Source organism: Kosakonia arachidis, assembly GCF_900116535.1.
Lineage (GTDB): Bacteria > Pseudomonadota > Gammaproteobacteria > Enterobacterales > Enterobacteriaceae > Kosakonia > Kosakonia arachidis.
Genome location: NZ_FPAU01000001.1, coordinates 191,741 through 209,546, shown reverse-complemented (window position 1 = coordinate 209,546; position 17,806 = coordinate 191,741). Strand labels below are relative to the sequence as shown.

The following is a 17,806-nucleotide window of genomic DNA, read 5'->3' as shown; positions in this document are numbered from 1 at the left end:
CGCAAATGGCATTATTATTAATGTCCAGTTTTTATATAGTGGACTGCATATGTCATCCCGTCGCTTTGGTAGCCAATCTTTGCAGCGTCTGTTAGGGCACTGGCAACAACCCGAATCCCGTATGCCGCTATGGCGTCAGCTTGCCGATGCCCTGCGTTTGCTGATTCTTGATGGGAGGCTGGTGCTGGACACGCGTCTGCCTGGCGAGCGCGAACTGGCCTCGACACTGGACATCAGCCGCACTACCGTTGCCAGCGCGCTAGCGCACTTGCGCGATGAGGGTTACCTGGAGAGCCGCCACGGCAGCGGATCGCGGGTGATTCTGCCTGATAGCCGTAGCGTTCCAACGCTCGCAACAGCCGCGACGGCACTGGATCTCTCTACGGCGGCGCTGAGCGCCGGGCCGGAGATACACCAAGCCTATACCCACGCGCTGAGCATGATCCCGCACTACCTCACGCGAACCGGCTATGGCCAGCTCGGCTTGCTGCCGCTGCGTGAAGCCATAGCTACACGTTATACCGAGCGCGGGCTGCCAACTCACGCCGATGAAGTGATGGTGGTGAATGGTGCAGTCAGCGCACTGGCGTTGGTACTGCGCATGCTGACCGGTCCGGGCGATCGTGTGGTGGTCGATCATCCAACCTACCCGCTGGCGATTGCTGCGATCCAGGGCGCGTTATGCCGACCCGTTGGTGTATCGCTGCCACAAACTGGCTGGGACAGCGACGGATTTGCTGCCACGCTGGCGCAGACCGCCCCGCGTCTGGCCTATCTGATGCCCGACTTTCACAATCCAACCGGTCGCTGTATGGATATCGCCACCCGCGAAGCCATCGCCGCTATCGCAGCGCGCACGCGCACGACACTGGTGGTCGATGAAACAATGGTGGATTTATGGTACGACGCACCGCCGCCTCCACCGCTGGCAACCTTCGATCCTGCTGGAAACGTGATCACGCTCGGTTCGGCGGGAAAAAGTTTCTGGGGTGGCCTACGCCTAGGATGGATCCGCGCCTCAACGCGCACAATTGCCGCCCTCGCCCAGACCCGTGACACGCTGGATCTGGGTTCCCCGTTACTGGAGCAACTGGCAACGCTGTGGTTAATGCAAAACGCAGAGGCATTTTTGCCCGGCCGTCGCCAAATGCTCACCAACCGCCGTGATGATTGTGCTGCGTTAATGCGCGAGCATTTTCCGGAATGGCGCTTTCAGACACCTCAGGGTGGCCTATCCTATTGGGTAGAACTGCCCGATATGCTGGCAACCCAGTTAGCCGCCCGTGCGGAAACTATCGGCATTCACCTCGGTGCGGGAACACGTTTTGGCCTGTCCGGTGCCTTTGACCGCTATTTACGTATGCCGTTTTCACTGGAATTAACAGAGCTGGAAAACGCATTACTGCGTATCAAACCGCTATGGTTAGCGCTCAACCATTCGCAGCACCCGTTAAAACGCAACATGGTGTAATGCCGGAAATTATTCGCCCACACCCGCACAAGCTTCACGTTAGCCGAGTCGCATAAGAATAATAAAGTAAGGGTATATAACAAGCGCGTTAAGCATTTTCAAATAAACTGCGGGTGTGCTGAAGATGTAAAGGGATAAACGGGAAACAGAGGATTCAAAAGCAGAAATGGGTGGAGGCCCTGCCAGCTACATCCCGGCACACACGTCGTCTGCCCTGGCTGCTTCCTTCCGGACCTGACCTGGTGAACAGAGTAGCGTTGCGGGAGAACCAACAGGGCCCCCATTGAGAGCGTTGCTAATCAACGCGCTGGCGCATTATCCCTGTCCGGGATGGCAATTGCAAGCCGCGCCGGGGCGGATGCTGGTTTATTGCGCAACTGGCCCTTCACAGCATGCTTTATGCTGTTTATTCTGCAAAGTCTTCCCTCAGGATATCAGCATGGATATACAGGATTCTTTCCCGCAGCGAGTCTGGCAAATCGTTGCCGCAATACCGGAAGGTTACGTCACAACTTATGGCGACGTGGCGAAACTGGCGGGATCTCCGCGCGCCGCGCGACAGGTGGGTGGTGTACTGAAACGCTTACCAGAAGGGAGTGCGTTACCGTGGCATCGGGTAGTGAATCGTCATGGCTGCATCTCATTGACCGGGCCGGATTTACAGCGCCAGCGTCAGGCATTACTGGCTGAAGGCGTGGTTGTTTCAGGCAGCGGGCAAATCGATTTACAACGTTACCGTTGGATCTACTAAAACGCTCCTCCCCCGGGGGAGAGGAGCCGTTATTAGTACTGTGTCGGCGCCGGAGTGGCTTCAGACGGGTTCACTTGTGTGGGGGACGTGGAAGGAACGGTCGTAGCTGCGCCACTGCTTTGCTGCAACGGCACGGCTGTTTGCTGCACTGGCACCAACGTCAGATCCGCCTTAGTTCCACCCTGGTTAATAACCGGTTTAACCGTATCGGTGATAAAGACAATTTTATCGTCGATGGTAATGGCCGCACTCAGCAGAATACGGGCATTCGGCTGGATATCAGCCGGGTTAAATGGCAGCACGAAGCTGAACGGAGCCTGTTTACCTTCAGTACGCACGGCTTTCTGCGCCAGCACTTTCGACGGCGCATCCGCCTGGGAAGCATCAGAAACAGTCACGGTTAATACCGCATTTGGCGGCAGTGCCACTTTCTGACGGATCCAGATCGTACCGGAAACATTGGGTTGCGCAATCGCAGCTTTATTGGTTGCCGCAGGTGCGCCGGGATTAGGTGCTGGTGTCGGAATGTCAGCGCCTTTTTGAGCACAGGCAGAGAGCGCAACTGCAACTGCCAAACCACTTAACATGTGCACGAGTTTCATAGATTTCTCCTTATCTTCAATGCACCGGCAGAACGCTTGCCTGCCAGGATGGGTGGTTAAACCATCGTAACGAGAACAAGTCTGGCACATAAGCGCGATATATTCCTGCAAAGCCCCATTTATTCAGATTATTGAACCCATCGGACCACTCACTTTCCCAGGTTATACTTAGCGGATTATTCGCTCAGTCAGCCGTTATTTATTTGAGGAAATTTATGAGTCAGGCACTCTCTAACCTGCTGTCATTGTTGAATCTGGAAAAAATCGAAGAAGGCTTATTTCGCGGCCAGAGCGAAGATTTAGGACTACGCCAGGTCTTTGGCGGCCAGGTTGTCGGCCAGGCGCTGTACGCCGCTAAAGAAACTGTTCCCGCTGAACGTCTGGTGCATTCCTTCCACAGCTACTTTCTGCGTCCTGGCGATAGCCTGAAACCGATTGTGTATGACGTGGAAGTTCTGCGCGATGGCAACAGCTTCAGCGCTCGCCGCGTGGCGGCGATCCAGAACGGGAAGCCCATTTTTTACATGACCGCCTCGTTCCAGGCACCGGAGACGGGTTACGAACATCAAAAACCGATGCCGGATGCACCCGCACCGGATTCACTGAAATCCGAAACCGATATCGCTCATGCCCTCTCCCATTTGTTGCCGCCGCTGGTCAAAGAGAAATTCCTCAGCGATAAACCGCTGGAGATCCGACCGGTAGAATTTCACAACCCGCTGAAAGGACATATTGCCGAACCTGCACGCCAGGTATGGATCCGCGCGAACGGCGTGGTGCCGGAAGACTTTCGCGTCCATCAATACCTACTGGGTTATGCCTCAGACTTCAACTTCCTGCCGGTGGCACTCCAGCCACACGGCGTGGGTTTCCTTGAGCACGGTATGCAGGTTGCCACCATCGACCACTCAATGTGGTTCCATCGCCCATTCAATATGAATGAATGGCTGCTTTATAGCGTGGAAAGTACTTCTGCCTCAGGGGCGCGCGGCTTCGTACGCGGGGAGTTCTACACACAACACGGTGTGCTGGTGGCGTCAACTGTGCAGGAAGGGGTGATACGCAACCGCAACTAAGCCTCTGCAAAAGGTCTCTGCAAAAAGAAAAGCCTCCGAATGGAGGCTTTTTTATGCTAAGGAGATAACTCAACTCAATCAGGCGTTGTAGGCGTTTTCACCATGGCTGTTAACATCCAGACCTTCACGCTCTTGATCTTCCGGTACACGCAGGCCCACAGTCATGTCAGCCAGTTTGTAGCCGATAAAGGCCACGACACCAGACCATACGATGGTGACAGCGATACTTTCCAACTGAACCAGTACCTGCTGGCCCATAGTCACGCCTTGTGCATAACCGACGCCGCCGAGGGAAGTTGCGGCAAAGATGCCGGTCAGGATACAACCAACGATGCCGCAAACGCCATGCACACCAAACACGTCACACGGATCGTCAACACGCAGCATACGTTTCAGTGCAGTAACACCCCACAGACCTGCCAGACCTGACACCAGGCCCACAATCAGCGCGCCGCCAACACCCACATAACCACACGCTGGAGTAATACCAACCAGGCCTGCAATCGCGCCAGAACATGCACCCAGCAGAGACGGTTTGCCACGCAACGCCCACTCACCGAACACCCACGCAAGGATTGCACCAGCTGTAGCCACTACGGTATTCAAGAAGGCCAGCCCGGCGATTTCGTTAGCAGCACTTGCAGAACCGGCGTTGAAACCGAACCAACCCACATAGAGGATAGCGGTGCCGGTAAAGACCATTGGCAGGTTATGCGGTTTGAATGCTTCTTTGCCAAAGCCCACACGTTTGCCAATCAGGTAAGCACCCACCAGGCCTGCAACAGCGGCGTTGATATGCACCACCGTACCACCAGCGAAGTCCAGCGCGCCATGCGTTGCCAGCAGACCGCCGCCCCATACCATGTGTGCAATTGGCACGTAGGAGAGAGTCAGCCATACCACCACGAAAATGAGCACCGCAGAGAAGCGAATACGTTCCGCCAACGCCCCAACAATCAGGCCCACGGTGATACAGGCGAAAGAGCCCTGGAAAGCAACGTGGATATATTGGTAGATACTTCCCATGACCGCAGTCAGTTCGATATTCTTCAGCATTACCCAGTTGAAGCTGCCGAAGAAGCTGTTACCCTCGCTAAAAGCCAGAGAGTAGCCATAAACCACCCACAGAACGCATACCAGCGCGAAGGTGACCGCGACCTGCGTCAGCATGGAGAGCACGTTTTTACCGCGGATCAGGCCGCCGTAAAACAGCGCGATGCCCGGGATGCTCATAAACAGCACCAGCGCAGTAGAAATCATCATAAAGCCGTTGTCTGCTTTATCTGCCACAGCGGGAGCCGCCATCGCCAGACCTGGCAGCAATGCCAGTGAAGCAAGACCTGTTTTTAATGTTGTGTTTTTCATTGTTCCAATCCCTATCACTGTGTGGCCAGCTATTACAGTGCTGCTTCGTCGGCTTCGCCGGTACGAATACGAATTACGCGTTGCAACTCAGCAACGAAAATTTTACCGTCGCCAATTTTTCCGGTGTAGGCCGCTTTGCTGATCACATCGATCACTTCATCGAGTTGATCATCCGCAATTGCCACATCAATTTTCACTTTAGGCAGGAAATTGACGCTATATTCCGCACCGCGGTACAGCTCGGCATGACCTTTCTGACGCCCGAAACCTTTAACTTCAGTCACGGTCAGCCCTTGAATACCAATAGAAGACAGTGCTTCACGAACGTCTTCGAGTTTGAATGGTTTAATCACCACGGTAACCAGCTTCATAGATCCCCCTCCAGTCGAAATTCGATAATGGCCGCAGCTAACACGTAATAGATATTGCAAGCGGTGTGCCAACAATGAAAACGAGGACAATTTCAGATTGTTAGTGCAGACAGGCCGGGAAAAGCGGAAAGGGAAAAATGCTGGCTCGCGATTCGGACTGGTGCCAGAAAAGAAAAACGCACCATAACAGTGCATGGTGCGTTACTTTTTTGCACCAACAGAGAATACTGTCAGTAGCATGCCTAATTTTGGTGCATCACGCGATAAGCGACTCTTCTCGCGCACTGGCCGCCAATTCTTCCCCGGCCAGTTGCAGTTGATACATCTGCCAGTAGCGCCCTTTCGCGGCCAACAATTGCTGGTGCGTTCCGTGTTCCACGGCCTGTCCACGATGTAACACAAGGATGGTTTCGGCCTCAACAATAGTCGATAAACGGTGGGCGATCACCACCAGGGTGGTTTTCTTACGCACCGCCGCCAGCGCATGCTGGATTGCCTGCTCGGTACCGGAGTCGATATTTGCCGTTGCCTCATCAAGGATCAGGATCGGCGGTGTATTGACCAGCACACGCGCCAGCGCCAGCAGCTGTTTTTGCCCAACAGAGAGATTATTTCCCTGCTCGCCGAGCGGGGTATGAATACCCGCACTCATACCGCGCGCCAGTTCCGCAAGTTGTACTGTCTCCAGTGCCTGCCACACCTGCGCTTCACTGATATCGCGCCCCAGTGTCACATTGGTAAAAAAGCTGTCCGCCAGTACCACTGGATCCTGTTGCACCATCGCCACGCCTTTGCGCAGCGCCGTATGGCTGAGCGCAGAGATTGGCCTTCCGTCGAGGCGGATCTCGCCCTGCGTAAGCGGGTAATAACCCATCAAGAGGCTGGCGAGCGTACTTTTTCCGCTGCCAGTATGCCCCACTAAGGCCACAAAACTGCGCGGCGCAACCGACAGCGAAATATCCTGCAGCACCAGTTGATCGTCGCGATAGGCGAACGAAACATTCTCAATATCAATGGCGCCACTGCGTAGCGGCGTATCATCGTAACCATAAGACTGGCGCGGCCGATCCATCAGTTCGAACACACGCTCGCCAGCGACAACCGCCTGCTGCAGCATCGATTGCTGCGTTGTCAACTCAATCAGCGGTTCATTCAAACGGCCAAGATAGCTGATAAACGCATACAGCACACCGACCTCTACCGTGCCGACGGAGGAGAAACCAAACAACATCAGCAGCCCACAGAGTACCAGCGCCGAGAAAAGACTTAGCAGCGGGCGCAGCAGAAAACCATCCAGCCGCAGAGTTTGCATGCGCGCAAGATAGTGGGAACGGCTGGCATCGCCCATACGTTCACCAAAGCGTGTCTGCTGGCGGAACTGCTGAATCACACTCATGCCGTTAATAATTTCGTTAAAGCCGTCGTTAATGTCAGCAAGGTAGGCACGCATCCTGCGCACAATCGGTGTGCTGAAGCGCTGATAGATCAGCATAACGATCAGCACTGCCGGGAAAATCGTCATCGCCACCAGCGCCATCCGCCAGTCGAGGCTAAACATGGCGACCAGCATCGCGCCAATCAACGCGGCGCTGCGCAGCACCGTCGCCACCACCGTGACATAAAGATCGCGGATCACTTCGGTGTCATTAGTCACGCGAGAGATAATCTGTCCGACCGGCTGGGTATCAAATTCGCTCAACGGCTGGCGCAGCGCGGCATCCATCACATCGGTACGCAGTTGTTGTACCACGCCGACCGCCGTCTGGTTAAACAGCAGCGACTGACGATAGTGCAGTAGCGCCGCCAGCAGTTGCAGGCCGACATAAACCACTGCCAGACCGGCGACCAGCGCAAGTGGCAGATAGCTTTTGGCCACCATATTATCGATAAAGTAGCTTATCAGCGCCGGACCAGAGACTTCCGCAATCGCCGCAACCCACAGCATCAGCACCGCTTTGATCAACTGCTTGCGCCACGGTTTGCCATACACCAGCAGCCGTTTCAGTGTCGGCCACTGTCGTGAGAAATTACGCATCGGCTGCCTCCTGCGGTACGTCATTCAGGGCGGCTTCCAGTTGCTGGTAGCGATACATATCGCGATACCAGCCCGGTTGGCGAGCAAGCTGCTCATGCTGGCCACGCTGGGCAATATGTCCATGCTGCATGACTAAAATCTCACTGGCTTCTGTCAGCGCCGACAGGCGATGTGCGCTGATAATGACCGTACGTCCTTCGCCCCACTGGCGCAGGTTATGCAAAATTTGATGTTCGGTTCGACCGTCAACGGCCGACAACGCATCATCCAGAATCAGGATCTCAGCATTGAGCAGCAGTGCGCGTGCAATCGAAATGCGCTGTTTTTGGCCACCAGAAAGCATCACGCCGCGCTCGCCCACTTCCGTATCATAGCCCTGCGGCAGACGCAGAATGTCGTCATGCACACTGGCAAGCTTCGCTACGTGTTCAATCTCTTCCTGTGTAGCGCCGGGTTTGCCTAAGGCAATATTATTACCCACCGTATCGGAAAAGAGGAAAGGAGTCTGATTCACTACCGCCAGACGGCTGCGCCAGACATCCAGCTTCAATTGCTGAAGGGGAATATTGTGGAAACGAATATCTCCCTGCCCGACGTCAAAATGGCGCTGAATTAACGCCAGCAAGGTGGTTTTCCCGGCGCCGGTCGGCCCGCAGATACCCAGCATCTGGCCCGGTGTCAGTAGCGCGTTAACATTATTCAGCACGGCGATTTCCATCTGCGGATAGCGAAATTCACGGATAGCAATAGTCAGATTGCCGCGCCCTTCCGGCACCGGCTCACTGCCGTCATTCACTACCGGCGCTTCTGCCAGCATGTCGCGGATTCGGCTGTAAGCCGCACTTCCGCGTTCCACGATGTTAAACATCCATGCCAGCGCCAGCATTGGCCAAATCATTAAACCCAGATACATGGCAAAACTGGTGAGCTGACCGAGCGTCAGCGTACCATGGACAATCATCCAGCTACCGCCACCAATCGCCAGCATGTTCGCCAGTCCAATAGCAATGTAAATGGTTGGATCAAAACGCGCATCAACGCGGGCGACGCGCATATTTTTCGCCCCCGTGTCGGCGGCTTCCGTTGCAAACAGCGCCGACTGGCGATCCTCCAGACCGAAAGCTTTGATCATGCGAATGCTGGTCATGCTCTCCTGCGTACGATCGTTAAGCGCAGAGAATGCCGCCTGCGCTAGCTTAAAACGCTGGTGCAACTGATCGCCGTAACGCTTGATAACCAGCGCCATAATCGGCATCGGCAGCAGCGAGAGCAGTGTGAGTTGCCAACTGATTTGCGTCGACATCACCACCAATACCACGCAGCCCATCACCAACGAATCCACTAACGTCAACACACCTTCACCGGCAGCAAACACAACGCGATCAACGTCATTCGTTGCGCGTGCCATTAAATCACCGGTACGGTGACGCAGGTAAAACTCCGGATGCTGGCGGCTCAGTTGACGATAGAAATCTTCACGCAACTCCACGGCCAGTTGATAAGAAGCGCCAAATAACCAGACGCGCCAGACATAACGCAGCAGATAGGTGACAATGGCGACTGCAACCAGTACGCCAATCCACATCCACACCTGTGACGTACTGTAATGCTGTTCGGTTACGCCATCGACAATCACCCCCACCACTTTGGGCGGAATGAGTTGCAAAATAGCAATGATGATAAGTAAGGCCACTGCACCAAGGTAGCGTTGCCACTCCCGGCGAAAGTACCAGCCTAACTGGGCAAATAATCGCACGCGGTTATATCCTGAAGGTGATTTTCCGGCTATTGGTTTAGCCTAAGCATTATTCAATGGGCAAAGCCGTGGTGTATTTTATCTGCTCCATTGCAAAGCTAGAAGTGACATCTGACAGCCCCGGCACGCTGTTTACTAGCTTCTTATAAAAGTTGTCATAGCGTTTCATGTCTGCCACCTGCACGCGCAGCAGATAATCATACTCCCCCGCCATGCGCCAGAAACCGAGCACTTCCGGCATTTGCGTCACTTCACTGACAAAGCGGCAATACCAGTCGCTACTGTGGTGCTGAGTTTTAATCAGCACGAAGGCCGTCAAATTCAGTCCCAGTTTTTCAGCGTCCAGCACAGCGACACGACCGAGCAAAATTCCATCGTCTTCCAGCCGCTTCAGACGTTTCCAGCAGGGAGTAGTGGTCAGATTAACGGCATCTGCCAGCGCCTGCAAAGAAAGCGAACAATCCTGTTGCAGCAGAGAGAGCAGTTTGCGGTCAACTTGATCTAACATTGTGGAATCCTGGAGAATATTTTTCTCTTTATAGTCTAACACAAAGGCTAAATGGCAACCCTTTTTTCTTTTGCTTTCGCTAGACTGGGCACAAAGAGACAAACGGATAACCGCCATGAATTGCAGTTGGGTCAAATACGCTATCAATGAAATTAATGCCGATGCACAGCGTTCTGCTGATACGCACCTTATTCGCCTGATGCTGCCGGCTTTTCCGGGGATCAATCTCTACCTGAAAGATGAAAGCACGCATCCTACCGGTAGCCTGAAACACCGACTGGCGCGCTCATTGTTCCTGTATGGTTTGTGCAACGGCTGGATCAAAGAAGGCACGACCATTATTGAGGCCTCCTCCGGTTCAACCGCCGTTTCCGAAGCCTGGTTCGCGCGGTTGCTGGGGCTACCCTTTATCGCGGTCATGCCTTACTGCACGGCTAAACGCAAAATCGAGCAGATCGCGTTTTATGGCGGCCGCTGCCACTTTGTTGACAGCGCCTGTGAGATCTATGCGGAATCGGAACGGCTGGCAAAAGAGCTGAACGGACATTACATGGATCAGTTCACGTTTGCTGAACGCGCAACCGACTGGCGCGGCAACAACAATATTGCCGACAGCATCTTCCGTCAGATGAAAAATGAACCGCATCCGGTGCCGGATTACATTGTAATGAGCGCAGGCACAGGCGGCACCTCAGCGACCATTGGTCGCTATATTCGCTGTCAGGGTTATGGTACCCGGTTGATGGTGGTGGATCCGGAAAACTCGGTGTTCCTTGATTACTGGCAGCAACGCGACGCCAGCCTGCGCAACGCGACAGGCAGTAAAATCGAAGGGATTGGCCGTCCACGTGTGGAGCCTTCTTTTATTGCCGATGTGGTGGACGAGATGCTGCGGGTTCCCGATGCCGCCAGTGTGGCAACGGCGCAGTGGCTGGAAACACAAATCGGCCGCAAAGTGGGCGCCTCCACCGGTACCAATATGTGGGGCGCACTACAGCTCGCCGCGCGGATGCGCGGCGAAGGACGCAGCGGTTCTATCGTGACGCTGCTGTGCGACAGCGGCGAGCGGTATCTGGAAACCTACTACAACCCGCAATGGGTGGCGGCAAACATCGGCGATATCGATCTCTGGCGCGCGGAAATCTCCAGTCTGACGGCATAATAACCGACTCAAAGCTGAAAGCTTTACTGCTCCCCCAGCCTGGATGGGGGGTTTTCTGTGCACAAAAAAGCCGGGTAAAAACCCGGCTTGCTGGAAAAATCTTTTTCATTCGGGGGAATAAGGAAGATTGGGTGTGTCCAGCCAGTGCATCAAAAAATGTGATACTGCCTGATTCTGGCAGTGTCCTATAACCGGTAAATGCGGCAGCGCTTCCCGTAACTGCGGCATGGCATTGCCCATGATCATGCCGTGTCCCACGCTTTCAAGCATCTCTCTGTCATTCATCGCGTCGCCAAACGCCATGCAATCCTGCAACGTCAGCCCCAGCGACAGGCTCAGCGTCGCGAGCGCGGAACCTTTGTTACAGCCTGTCGGCAGGATTTCCAGACAATCGGTGGCAGAAAAGCACAAGTGCGCGTGCGCTCCCAACGTCTCATTCAGTTGTATGCGCAGGCGGCAGAGATCATCATGATCGCCGACAAAACAAATCTTGGTCACATCGTGAGCCGACAAGCGCTTAAGATCGGCTAGTTGGTAGGTAAACCCGCTGAGCTGATGAGCTTCCAGCAACTCTGGCAGCGCATTATCCGTCAACCAACCGGCATCATTGAATACGTGAAGGGTCGCGCGGGTATCCCATGTGCTGTGCAGCACAAGTTCCGCCACTTCCGGGTTCAGATCCTGACGGAACAGTAGTTCGCCTTCCTGCGAATGGATGCGTGTCCCGTTACCGGTGATCAAAAAAGCATCCAGCGCCAGGCTACTGATAAGGCTACGCATCTCCAGCGCGTGCCGCCCGGTTGCAAAAGTCAGGGTGATATCCCGTTCGCGCAGACGCTGGAGCACAGTGACCGTTTGTTCACCTAAACGGTGGTCGGGCATTAACAGGGTGCCATCCATGTCAAAGGCAGCCAAACGCGCCATCATCTTTTCTCCGGTTATGTCTCATTCACAGTTGCGTTCCAGTATTACGTGAGATATACGGAAGTAATAGTGAATAGATGACAAATATTGTTCCGGGTTTATGCGACTCCTCAATCGACTTAATCAGTACCAACGCCTGTGGCAGATCTCTGCCGGGAAAACACAATCCACCAGCGTAACGGAGCTGGCGGAGCAATGTTTTTGCAGCGCTCGGCATATGCGCACGCTGTTACACCAGATGCAGGACGCTGGCTGGCTGCGCTGGCAATCGCAATCCGGACGGGGTAAACGCGGCGAGTTGCAGTTGCTGATCGCGCCGGAATCAATACGCAGTCAGATGCTCGAACAGGCTCTCAATAGTGGTCAGCAACAGAACGCGCTGGCGCTGGCACAAATTGCGCCAGATGATCTGCGCACGTTGTTGAATCCGTTTCTCGGCGGTTTGTGGCAAAACGAAACGCCAACCCTGCGCATCCCCTACTATCGGCCGCTTGATCCCCTCGTTCCGGGTTTTCTTCCCGGGCGCGCGGAACAGCATCTTGCCGGGCAGATCTTCAGCGGCCTGACCCGTTTTGTCAGTCACAACATTCAACCGCAGGGCGATTTGGCGCATCACTGGGATGTGAGCGCAGACGGTCTGTGCTGGCGATTCCATTTGCATGTCACGCTGCACTGGCACAACGGTGATACCGTCACAGCAGCGCAGTTGCAGGAGAGCTTGCAACAGTTACTGCAACTGCCTGCGTTGCAAACGTTATTTTCCAGCGTCGCAAGCATTGAAATCACGCATCCCTGGTGTCTAACATTCAAACTGCACCGCCACGATTTCTGGTTGCCGTACCGCCTTGCCAGCTACGGCAGCCGTCTGGCACATCCGCAGCAGCCCATGGTCGGTACCGGGCCGTTTCGCCTGGTAACGTACAGCCGCGAACTGGTCCGGCTGGAAAGTCACGACCATTATCATCTTGGGCACCCATTCCTGAAGGCGGTGGAATTCTGGATCACGCCACAATTGTTTGAGCAGGATTTAGGCACCAGTTGTCGACATCCGGTACAAATTGCCATTGGCGAGCCGGATGAGCTTCATCACCTGCAACCCGTCAGCAACGGTATCAGCCTTGGGTTTTGTTATCTTGCCCAGAGACCTGGCGCACGCCTCAACCCGGCGCAGTCACGCCGCCTGGTACAGATTATCCATCACACCTCACTGGTGCAGACGCTGCCGCTTGACGAGAATTTGATCACGCCCAGCCGTGAGCTGTTACCCGGCTGGCAAATGCCTGAATGGCCAGCCGAGCAGGTTCCTCTGCCAGAAAAACTCACCCTGCTCTACCATTTACCAGTGGAATTGCACATCATGGCGGAGCAACTCAGACTTTATCTCGCCACGATCGGTTGTGAACTGACAGTCATTTTCCACGACAGCAAAAACTGGGATGGCTGCACTCAACTTGCTACTGCCGACCTGATGATGGGAGACAGGCTGATTGGCGAAACGCCGGAATATACCCTTGAGCAGTGGTTACGTTGCGACCCTCTATGGCCCAACCTGCTTAGTGCGCAACAGTTCGCACATTTGCAGGCGACGCTGAATGCAGTGCAGCGCCAGGCAAATGAGCAGGAACGTTACCAGGCGCTGCATGATGTGTTCGATACCCTGATGGATAATGCCACGCTTACACCGCTGTTTAATTACCAGTACCGTATCAGCGCACCGCCAGGCGTGGAAGGGATACATCTGAATACGCGCGGCTGGTTTGACTTTGCCGAAGCGTGGCTTCCTGCCCCGGCGCGGTGAAGACGCTGGTCGCTAACAGCATCACGCGCTACCATAGCGCTTTATTCGCGATTGTCAGGAAGAATTATGAAACGTGCCGTTGTTGTGTTTAGTGGCGGACAAGACTCCACAACTTGCCTGGTGCAGGCATTACAGCAGTATGACGAAGTACATTGCGTCACCTTTGATTACGGCCAGCGCCATCGTGCAGAGATCGATGTTGCCCGCGAACTGGCATTAACGCTGGGCGCCCGTGCGCACAAAGTGCTGGATGTCACCTTGCTTAATGAACTGGCGGTCAGTAGCCTGACGCGCGATAGCATTCCGGTGCCGGACTACGAGCCTGATGCTACCGGTATTCCAAATACTTTCGTGCCGGGACGTAATATTCTGTTTCTGACGCTGGCGGCGGTATATGCATATCAGGTACAGGCAGAAGCCGTGATCACCGGTGTTTGTGAAACCGATTTTTCCGGTTATCCGGATTGCCGCGATGAGTTTGTTACAGCACTTAACCATGCGGTCAATCTTGGCCTGGCGAAAGATATCCGCTTTGAAACCCCGCTGATGTGGATTAATAAAGCCGAAACCTGGGCGCTGGCAGATTACTGGGAAAAACTGGATCTGGTACGCGGCGAAACACTGACCTGCTATAACGGCATTAAAGGCGATGGCTGCGGTCATTGCGCCGCCTGCAATCTGCGCGCCAACGGCCTGCAACATTACCTGGCGGATAAAAGTGGCGTGATGGCAACCATGAAACAGAAAACCGGATTAAAATAAAAGACGCAAACCGGGATCTGGGCCGGACGGGCATTAGCACTCATCCGGTCGCAATATTGTAGGGCAGCGATTTTATCTTTTCCGGTTTTCTCCAGCCCGTTTTTACTATTAATCGCCTGCGCTGATCATCTTCTCCAGTTTTTCCCGCAGTTCCCCTTCTAATGCCAGCGCCTTCTGGTTTTTCAGATCGATGCAGACAAATGTCACCAGCGCATCCGCAACTATCTGACTTTCCGGTTCCAGCGTGACAACCTGGCTTAAGACGCCGCTTTTACCGTTGATCTGCTGTACATGGCTGGTGACGGTAAGCAAATCACCGAGCACCGCCGGACGGCGATAGTTGATATTGATATTCACCACCACGAAAGCAATGTTATTGGCCGTCATCCATTTGAAGCTGTCATTATTCTCAAGCCCGTCCCAGCGAGCCTCTTCGAGAAACTCCAGATAGCGAGCATTGTTCACGTGCTGATAAACATCGAGATGAAAACCACGAACTTTGATTTGTGTCTGCATAGTGCTTTAACCTTTACCGTTTATTGTTATAGTGACAGAGAGATCATAACTGGTATGACCTCTCTATTCTGGCAAAGATTAGCGACTACGCAAGCGCCTTACAGTTTCAGGTGCGGCAGATTACGTTCCACCAGCGTACCGCCCATACCTGGTACCTGCTTGAGATCGTCGAGCGTTTTAAACGGGCCGTACTCATCGCGATAACTGACTATCGCCTGGGCTTTCTTGATGCCGATTCCGCTCATCACCTGCGCGAGTTCTTCGGCACTGGCGCTGTTAATACTTACCCTCGTACCGCCCCCTTCATCAGCGTTGGTTGCCATATCCTGTACTTTTACTTTTCCTGAGGAAGCGTTTTCACTTTTGCTCAGCGAGAGTGGTGCTTTCTCTGCAGTTACCGGGGCGGCCAGCGCGCTGTAGCTCAGCGACGAGCAGGCAACGCCTAAGGTAATAATCAGTGCTTTAATTCCATGTTTCATGCTGTTTTCTCCTTGTTTTTCAATGCAGGGCAACAATAAACAGAAGCAGGAATGTGGGCAAAGGACAAAATGCAGAAATGGAAAAGGCCGCGAAAGCGGCCTTTGTGATTTGCAAAATTTTGCTTTTTTTTGGGAGAGGCTTCGCGCCTTTACCCATTACTGCTGTTCAGCGATCGTGCCGAGTTTGATTTTGGCTTCTTTGCGCAGGTTACTCATCAGCGCCTCAAAAGCGATCTGTGCGTTGTTCTGCGTAATTCCTTTAACCATCGCTTCTTTCTGCGCATCCGGCATGGTACCTGCTTTTACTTCGTCCAGCGCCAGAACCACGACGTTACCCTGCTGATCGGTCGTCGAGCCGAAAGAGGGTTTGTCTTTTTCCGGCAGCGGCAGGTTAAACGCAGACTGGCTTACCGGATCCTGACCTGTACGCATCAGCGTTTTCGCCTCGCCAAAACTTAGCCCTGCGGCTTTCAGCGCATCGTCGCCTTTGCCCGCTTTCAGCTCAGCCACCACTTTTTCCGCATCCAGCTTCGCCTGCTGCTCAGCTTTATTGTGCTTCACAATATCGATAACTTGCGCTTTCACTTCAGCCAGCGGTTTGATGGCTTCCGCTTTGTGATCGGTGATACGCAGTACAAACGCACGATCGCCATCAACGGTGATGATATCGGAGTTGCTGCCTGGCGCGCCGTTCTGCCCCACCAGACCGCCATTGAAAATCGCGTCGATCACAGGTTTGAAGTTCAGATCTTCCGGCAGTGTGTCGCGACTGAACCAGCCCGTTTGCACTGCTTTCGCCCCTGCGGCCTGTTCTGCACCAGCCAGAGATTCATTATCGTTGCTCGCCGCCTCGCTCACTTTCTGTTGCAGAGCATACCAGGCATCCAGCGCTTTTTCCTGTTTCACTTTTGCAGCCAGTTCATCGCGCACTTCGCTGAGCGGTTTCACCTGCGCAGGCTGAATATCGTCAAGACGCGCTACCAGGAAACCCACAGAAGATTTGATAACGCCGGAAAGCTGGCCTTTCTCTTTCAGGCCAGCATTTTTAAGTTCATCCGGCGTGGTGCCCTCTTCCAGCCAGCCCATATCGCCGCCGTTGCGGGCAGAGATAATGTCGGTAGATTTCGCTTTCGCGACGGTGGCAAAATCAGCGCCTTTATTCAGCTCCTCAAGCACAGCTTTAGCGTCGTCTTCCGTTTTCGTCTGGATGACGCTGTAGCGGTTACGCTGCGGCTGGGTGAACTGGTCCTGATGCTGATCGTAGTAAGACTGAATCTCTGCATCGCTGGCATTTTCCTGCATCGCAGTCGCATCAAGTTTGATGTAGCTTACGCGGAACTGCTCCGGTGCGATGAAACGGCTCTTGTTTTGATCGTAGTAGCTGGTAATTTCGTCATCACTGGCTGTCTGTTTCGCTGCCAGTGCGTTCACATTAATCACGGCCTGGCGGACAACGCGCTGCTGGGCAACCAGCGCCGCCAGCTCGTCAGTCTCGCCTTTAAGCATAAAATCAGTACCTGCAACAGCGTTGATGAGTTGCTGAGAGGTTAACTGGTTACGCAGCGCCTGCGCATACTGATCGGCGCTCATGCCCATCTGATTGATGATGGCATTAAAGCGGTTGTTGTCGAATTTACCGTTAGCCTGGAAAGCCTGAGTGGAAAAAATGGCTTTCTTCACCTGCTCGTCGCTAATGCCAAGGTGCAGCTTTTTGGCGTATTGGTCCAGCAACGCTTCATCAATCATGCGATTGAGCACTTGCTGGCGCATGGATTTCATATAGTTTTCGTTGGCAGCCAGTTCAGAGAACTGATCGCCCAGCTGCTGTGCCATACGATTGCGCTCGCTGGTCACTGCATTTTCAAACTGCGAACGGCTAATTTCCTGACCGTTAACTTCTGCGGCATAATTATTGTTACCGCCAATCAGGTAGTTACCCACGCCAGTCAAAATGAATGACACGATAATCAAACCCAGAATGATCTTGAGCACGACGTGATTCGCCGCCGCGCGTAAATTGTCCATCATGGTGTAACAACACTCCGCTGTAGGTGACTTTAGATCTCAGGCAGCAAGAGTTGCCCGCTGCGTGTAAGTGCGTATTTTGACAAGAAACCGGCGCAATTGTTAGCCCACAACGTGCAGAAACTCGTACAAAGTAATAATTCGCAAATAAAAAAGGCACATCTCACGATGCGCCTTGTATTTTCTTACTATCCCCCACATGGGG

16 protein-coding genes and 1 other RNA gene are annotated in these 17,806 nt (G+C 53.9%); 6 read left to right on the top strand and 11 right to left on the bottom strand.

Features of this window, described 5'->3' with window-relative positions; all coding sequences use genetic code 11:
- The first annotated feature begins 49 nt into the window (after positions 1-49).
- A complete protein-coding gene (gene yczR, locus BM427_RS00995) occupies positions 50-1,471 on the top strand; it encodes a MocR-like transcription factor YczR (RefSeq protein WP_090118410.1) in 1,422 nt (473 codons plus the stop codon).
- Between the two features lie 177 nt (positions 1,472-1,648).
- Here the strand turns inward: yczR and ffs are convergent.
- An RNA gene (gene ffs, locus BM427_RS00990) (signal recognition particle sRNA small type) lies at positions 1,649-1,745 on the bottom strand.
- A gap of 165 nt (positions 1,746-1,910) precedes the next feature.
- Between ffs and BM427_RS00985 the strand changes: the two genes are divergently transcribed.
- A complete protein-coding gene (locus BM427_RS00985) occupies positions 1,911-2,222 on the top strand; it encodes an MGMT family protein (protein WP_341874203.1) in 312 nt (103 codons plus the stop codon).
- A 32-nt stretch (positions 2,223-2,254) separates the two neighbouring features.
- Here BM427_RS00985 and BM427_RS00980 read toward each other — a convergent pair whose 3' ends face one another.
- Positions 2,255-2,824, bottom strand: coding sequence for a YbaY family lipoprotein (locus BM427_RS00980; RefSeq protein ID WP_090118408.1), 570 nt, complete (start codon positions 2,822-2,824; stop codon positions 2,255-2,257).
- A 215-nt stretch (positions 2,825-3,039) separates the two neighbouring features.
- Between BM427_RS00980 and tesB the strand changes: the two genes are divergently transcribed.
- Positions 3,040-3,900, top strand: coding sequence for an acyl-CoA thioesterase II (gene tesB, locus BM427_RS00975; protein ID WP_090118407.1), 861 nt, complete (start codon positions 3,040-3,042; stop codon positions 3,898-3,900).
- Positions 3,901-3,978: 78 nt separating this feature from the next.
- Here tesB and amtB read toward each other — a convergent pair whose 3' ends face one another.
- The 5 genes from amtB to BM427_RS00950 all read right to left on the bottom strand — a co-directional run bounded on the left by amtB (position 3,979) and on the right by BM427_RS00950 (position 9,935).
- Positions 3,979-5,265 carry an ammonium transporter AmtB gene (gene amtB, locus BM427_RS00970; RefSeq protein ID WP_090118406.1) on the bottom strand — a complete coding sequence of 429 codons (1,287 nt, stop codon included), beginning with the start codon at positions 5,263-5,265 and terminating at the stop codon, positions 3,979-3,981.
- Between the two features lie 32 nt (positions 5,266-5,297).
- Positions 5,298-5,636 carry a P-II family nitrogen regulator gene (gene glnK / locus BM427_RS00965; RefSeq protein WP_002891893.1) on the bottom strand — a complete coding sequence of 113 codons (339 nt, stop codon included), beginning with the start codon at positions 5,634-5,636 and terminating at the stop codon, positions 5,298-5,300.
- Between the two features lie 256 nt (positions 5,637-5,892).
- Entirely contained in the window at positions 5,893-7,671 is a 1,779-nt protein-coding gene (locus tag BM427_RS00960) for a SmdB family multidrug efflux ABC transporter permease/ATP-binding protein (RefSeq protein ID WP_090118405.1), read from the bottom strand.
- Positions 7,664-9,427, bottom strand: coding sequence for a SmdA family multidrug ABC transporter permease/ATP-binding protein (locus BM427_RS00955; protein WP_090118404.1), 1,764 nt, complete (start codon positions 9,425-9,427; stop codon positions 7,664-7,666). The genes BM427_RS00960 and BM427_RS00955 overlap by 8 nt, the downstream gene beginning before the upstream one ends.
- A 49-nt stretch (positions 9,428-9,476) precedes the next feature.
- On the bottom strand, positions 9,477-9,935 hold the full coding sequence (locus tag BM427_RS00950; protein ID WP_167518526.1) for an Lrp/AsnC family transcriptional regulator: 459 nt from the start codon (positions 9,933-9,935) through the stop codon (positions 9,477-9,479).
- 115 nt (positions 9,936-10,050) lie between these two features.
- Between BM427_RS00950 and BM427_RS00945 the strand changes: the two genes are divergently transcribed.
- On the top strand, positions 10,051-11,097 hold the full coding sequence (locus BM427_RS00945; RefSeq protein WP_090118402.1) for a PLP-dependent cysteine synthase family protein: 1,047 nt from the start codon (positions 10,051-10,053) through the stop codon (positions 11,095-11,097).
- Between the two features lie 105 nt (positions 11,098-11,202).
- Here the strand turns inward: BM427_RS00945 and cof are convergent, their stop codons facing one another.
- Positions 11,203-12,021 carry an HMP-PP phosphatase gene (cof, locus tag BM427_RS00940; RefSeq protein WP_090120630.1) on the bottom strand — a complete coding sequence of 273 codons (819 nt, stop codon included), beginning with the start codon at positions 12,019-12,021 and terminating at the stop codon, positions 11,203-11,205.
- A gap of 100 nt (positions 12,022-12,121) precedes the next feature.
- Between cof and BM427_RS00935 the strand changes: the two genes are divergently transcribed.
- Positions 12,122-13,819 carry an SgrR family transcriptional regulator gene (locus BM427_RS00935; RefSeq protein ID WP_090118401.1) on the top strand — a complete coding sequence of 566 codons (1,698 nt, stop codon included), beginning with the start codon at positions 12,122-12,124 and terminating at the stop codon, positions 13,817-13,819.
- A 66-nt stretch (positions 13,820-13,885) separates the two neighbouring features.
- The gene (queC, locus tag BM427_RS00930; protein ID WP_090118400.1) at positions 13,886-14,581 is read left to right on the top strand and encodes a 7-cyano-7-deazaguanine synthase QueC; all 696 of its coding nucleotides are present in this window, start codon (positions 13,886-13,888) and stop codon (positions 14,579-14,581) included.
- A 108-nt stretch (positions 14,582-14,689) separates the two neighbouring features.
- Here queC and BM427_RS00925 read toward each other — a convergent pair whose 3' ends face one another.
- From BM427_RS00925 to ppiD, 3 genes are all read right to left on the bottom strand, one after another.
- Entirely contained in the window at positions 14,690-15,097 is a 408-nt protein-coding gene (locus BM427_RS00925; RefSeq protein ID WP_090118399.1) for a YbgC/FadM family acyl-CoA thioesterase, read from the bottom strand.
- Between the two features lie 98 nt (positions 15,098-15,195).
- Positions 15,196-15,576, bottom strand: coding sequence for a helix-hairpin-helix domain-containing protein (locus tag BM427_RS00920; RefSeq protein ID WP_090118398.1), 381 nt, complete (start codon positions 15,574-15,576; stop codon positions 15,196-15,198).
- A gap of 156 nt (positions 15,577-15,732) precedes the next feature.
- The gene (gene ppiD, locus BM427_RS00915; RefSeq protein WP_090118397.1) at positions 15,733-17,604 is read right to left on the bottom strand and encodes a peptidylprolyl isomerase; all 1,872 of its coding nucleotides are present in this window, start codon (positions 17,602-17,604) and stop codon (positions 15,733-15,735) included.
- Between the last annotated feature and the right edge of the window lie 202 nt (positions 17,605-17,806).

Excerpts from the sequence above, each read along its gene's own strand:
- yczR (WP_090118410.1), top strand. The coding sequence starts at position 50 with ATGTCATCCCGTCGCTTTGGTAGCCAATCTTTGCAGCGTCTGTTAGGG.
- BM427_RS00985 (WP_341874203.1), top strand. The coding sequence starts at position 1,911 with ATGGATATACAGGATTCTTTCCCGCAGCGAGTCTGGCAAATCGTTGCC.
- BM427_RS00980 (WP_090118408.1), bottom strand. The coding sequence starts at position 2,824 with ATGAAACTCGTGCACATGTTAAGTGGTTTGGCAGTTGCAGTTGCGCTC.
- tesB (WP_090118407.1), top strand. The coding sequence starts at position 3,040 with ATGAGTCAGGCACTCTCTAACCTGCTGTCATTGTTGAATCTGGAAAAA.
- amtB (WP_090118406.1), bottom strand. The coding sequence starts at position 5,265 with ATGAAAAACACAACATTAAAAACAGGTCTTGCTTCACTGGCATTGCTG.
- glnK (WP_002891893.1), bottom strand. The coding sequence starts at position 5,636 with ATGAAGCTGGTTACCGTGGTGATTAAACCATTCAAACTCGAAGACGTT.
- BM427_RS00960 (WP_090118405.1), bottom strand. The coding sequence starts at position 7,671 with ATGCGTAATTTCTCACGACAGTGGCCGACACTGAAACGGCTGCTGGTG.
- BM427_RS00950 (WP_167518526.1), bottom strand. The coding sequence starts at position 9,935 with ATGTTAGATCAAGTTGACCGCAAACTGCTCTCTCTGCTGCAACAGGAT.
- BM427_RS00945 (WP_090118402.1), top strand. The coding sequence starts at position 10,051 with ATGAATTGCAGTTGGGTCAAATACGCTATCAATGAAATTAATGCCGAT.
- cof (WP_090120630.1), bottom strand. The coding sequence starts at position 12,021 with ATGGCGCGTTTGGCTGCCTTTGACATGGATGGCACCCTGTTAATGCCC.
- BM427_RS00935 (WP_090118401.1), top strand. The coding sequence starts at position 12,122 with ATGCGACTCCTCAATCGACTTAATCAGTACCAACGCCTGTGGCAGATC.
- queC (WP_090118400.1), top strand. The coding sequence starts at position 13,886 with ATGAAACGTGCCGTTGTTGTGTTTAGTGGCGGACAAGACTCCACAACT.
- BM427_RS00925 (WP_090118399.1), bottom strand. The coding sequence starts at position 15,097 with ATGCAGACACAAATCAAAGTTCGTGGTTTTCATCTCGATGTTTATCAG.
- BM427_RS00920 (WP_090118398.1), bottom strand. The coding sequence starts at position 15,576 with ATGAAACATGGAATTAAAGCACTGATTATTACCTTAGGCGTTGCCTGC.
- ppiD (WP_090118397.1), bottom strand. The coding sequence starts at position 17,604 with ATGATGGACAATTTACGCGCGGCGGCGAATCACGTCGTGCTCAAGATC.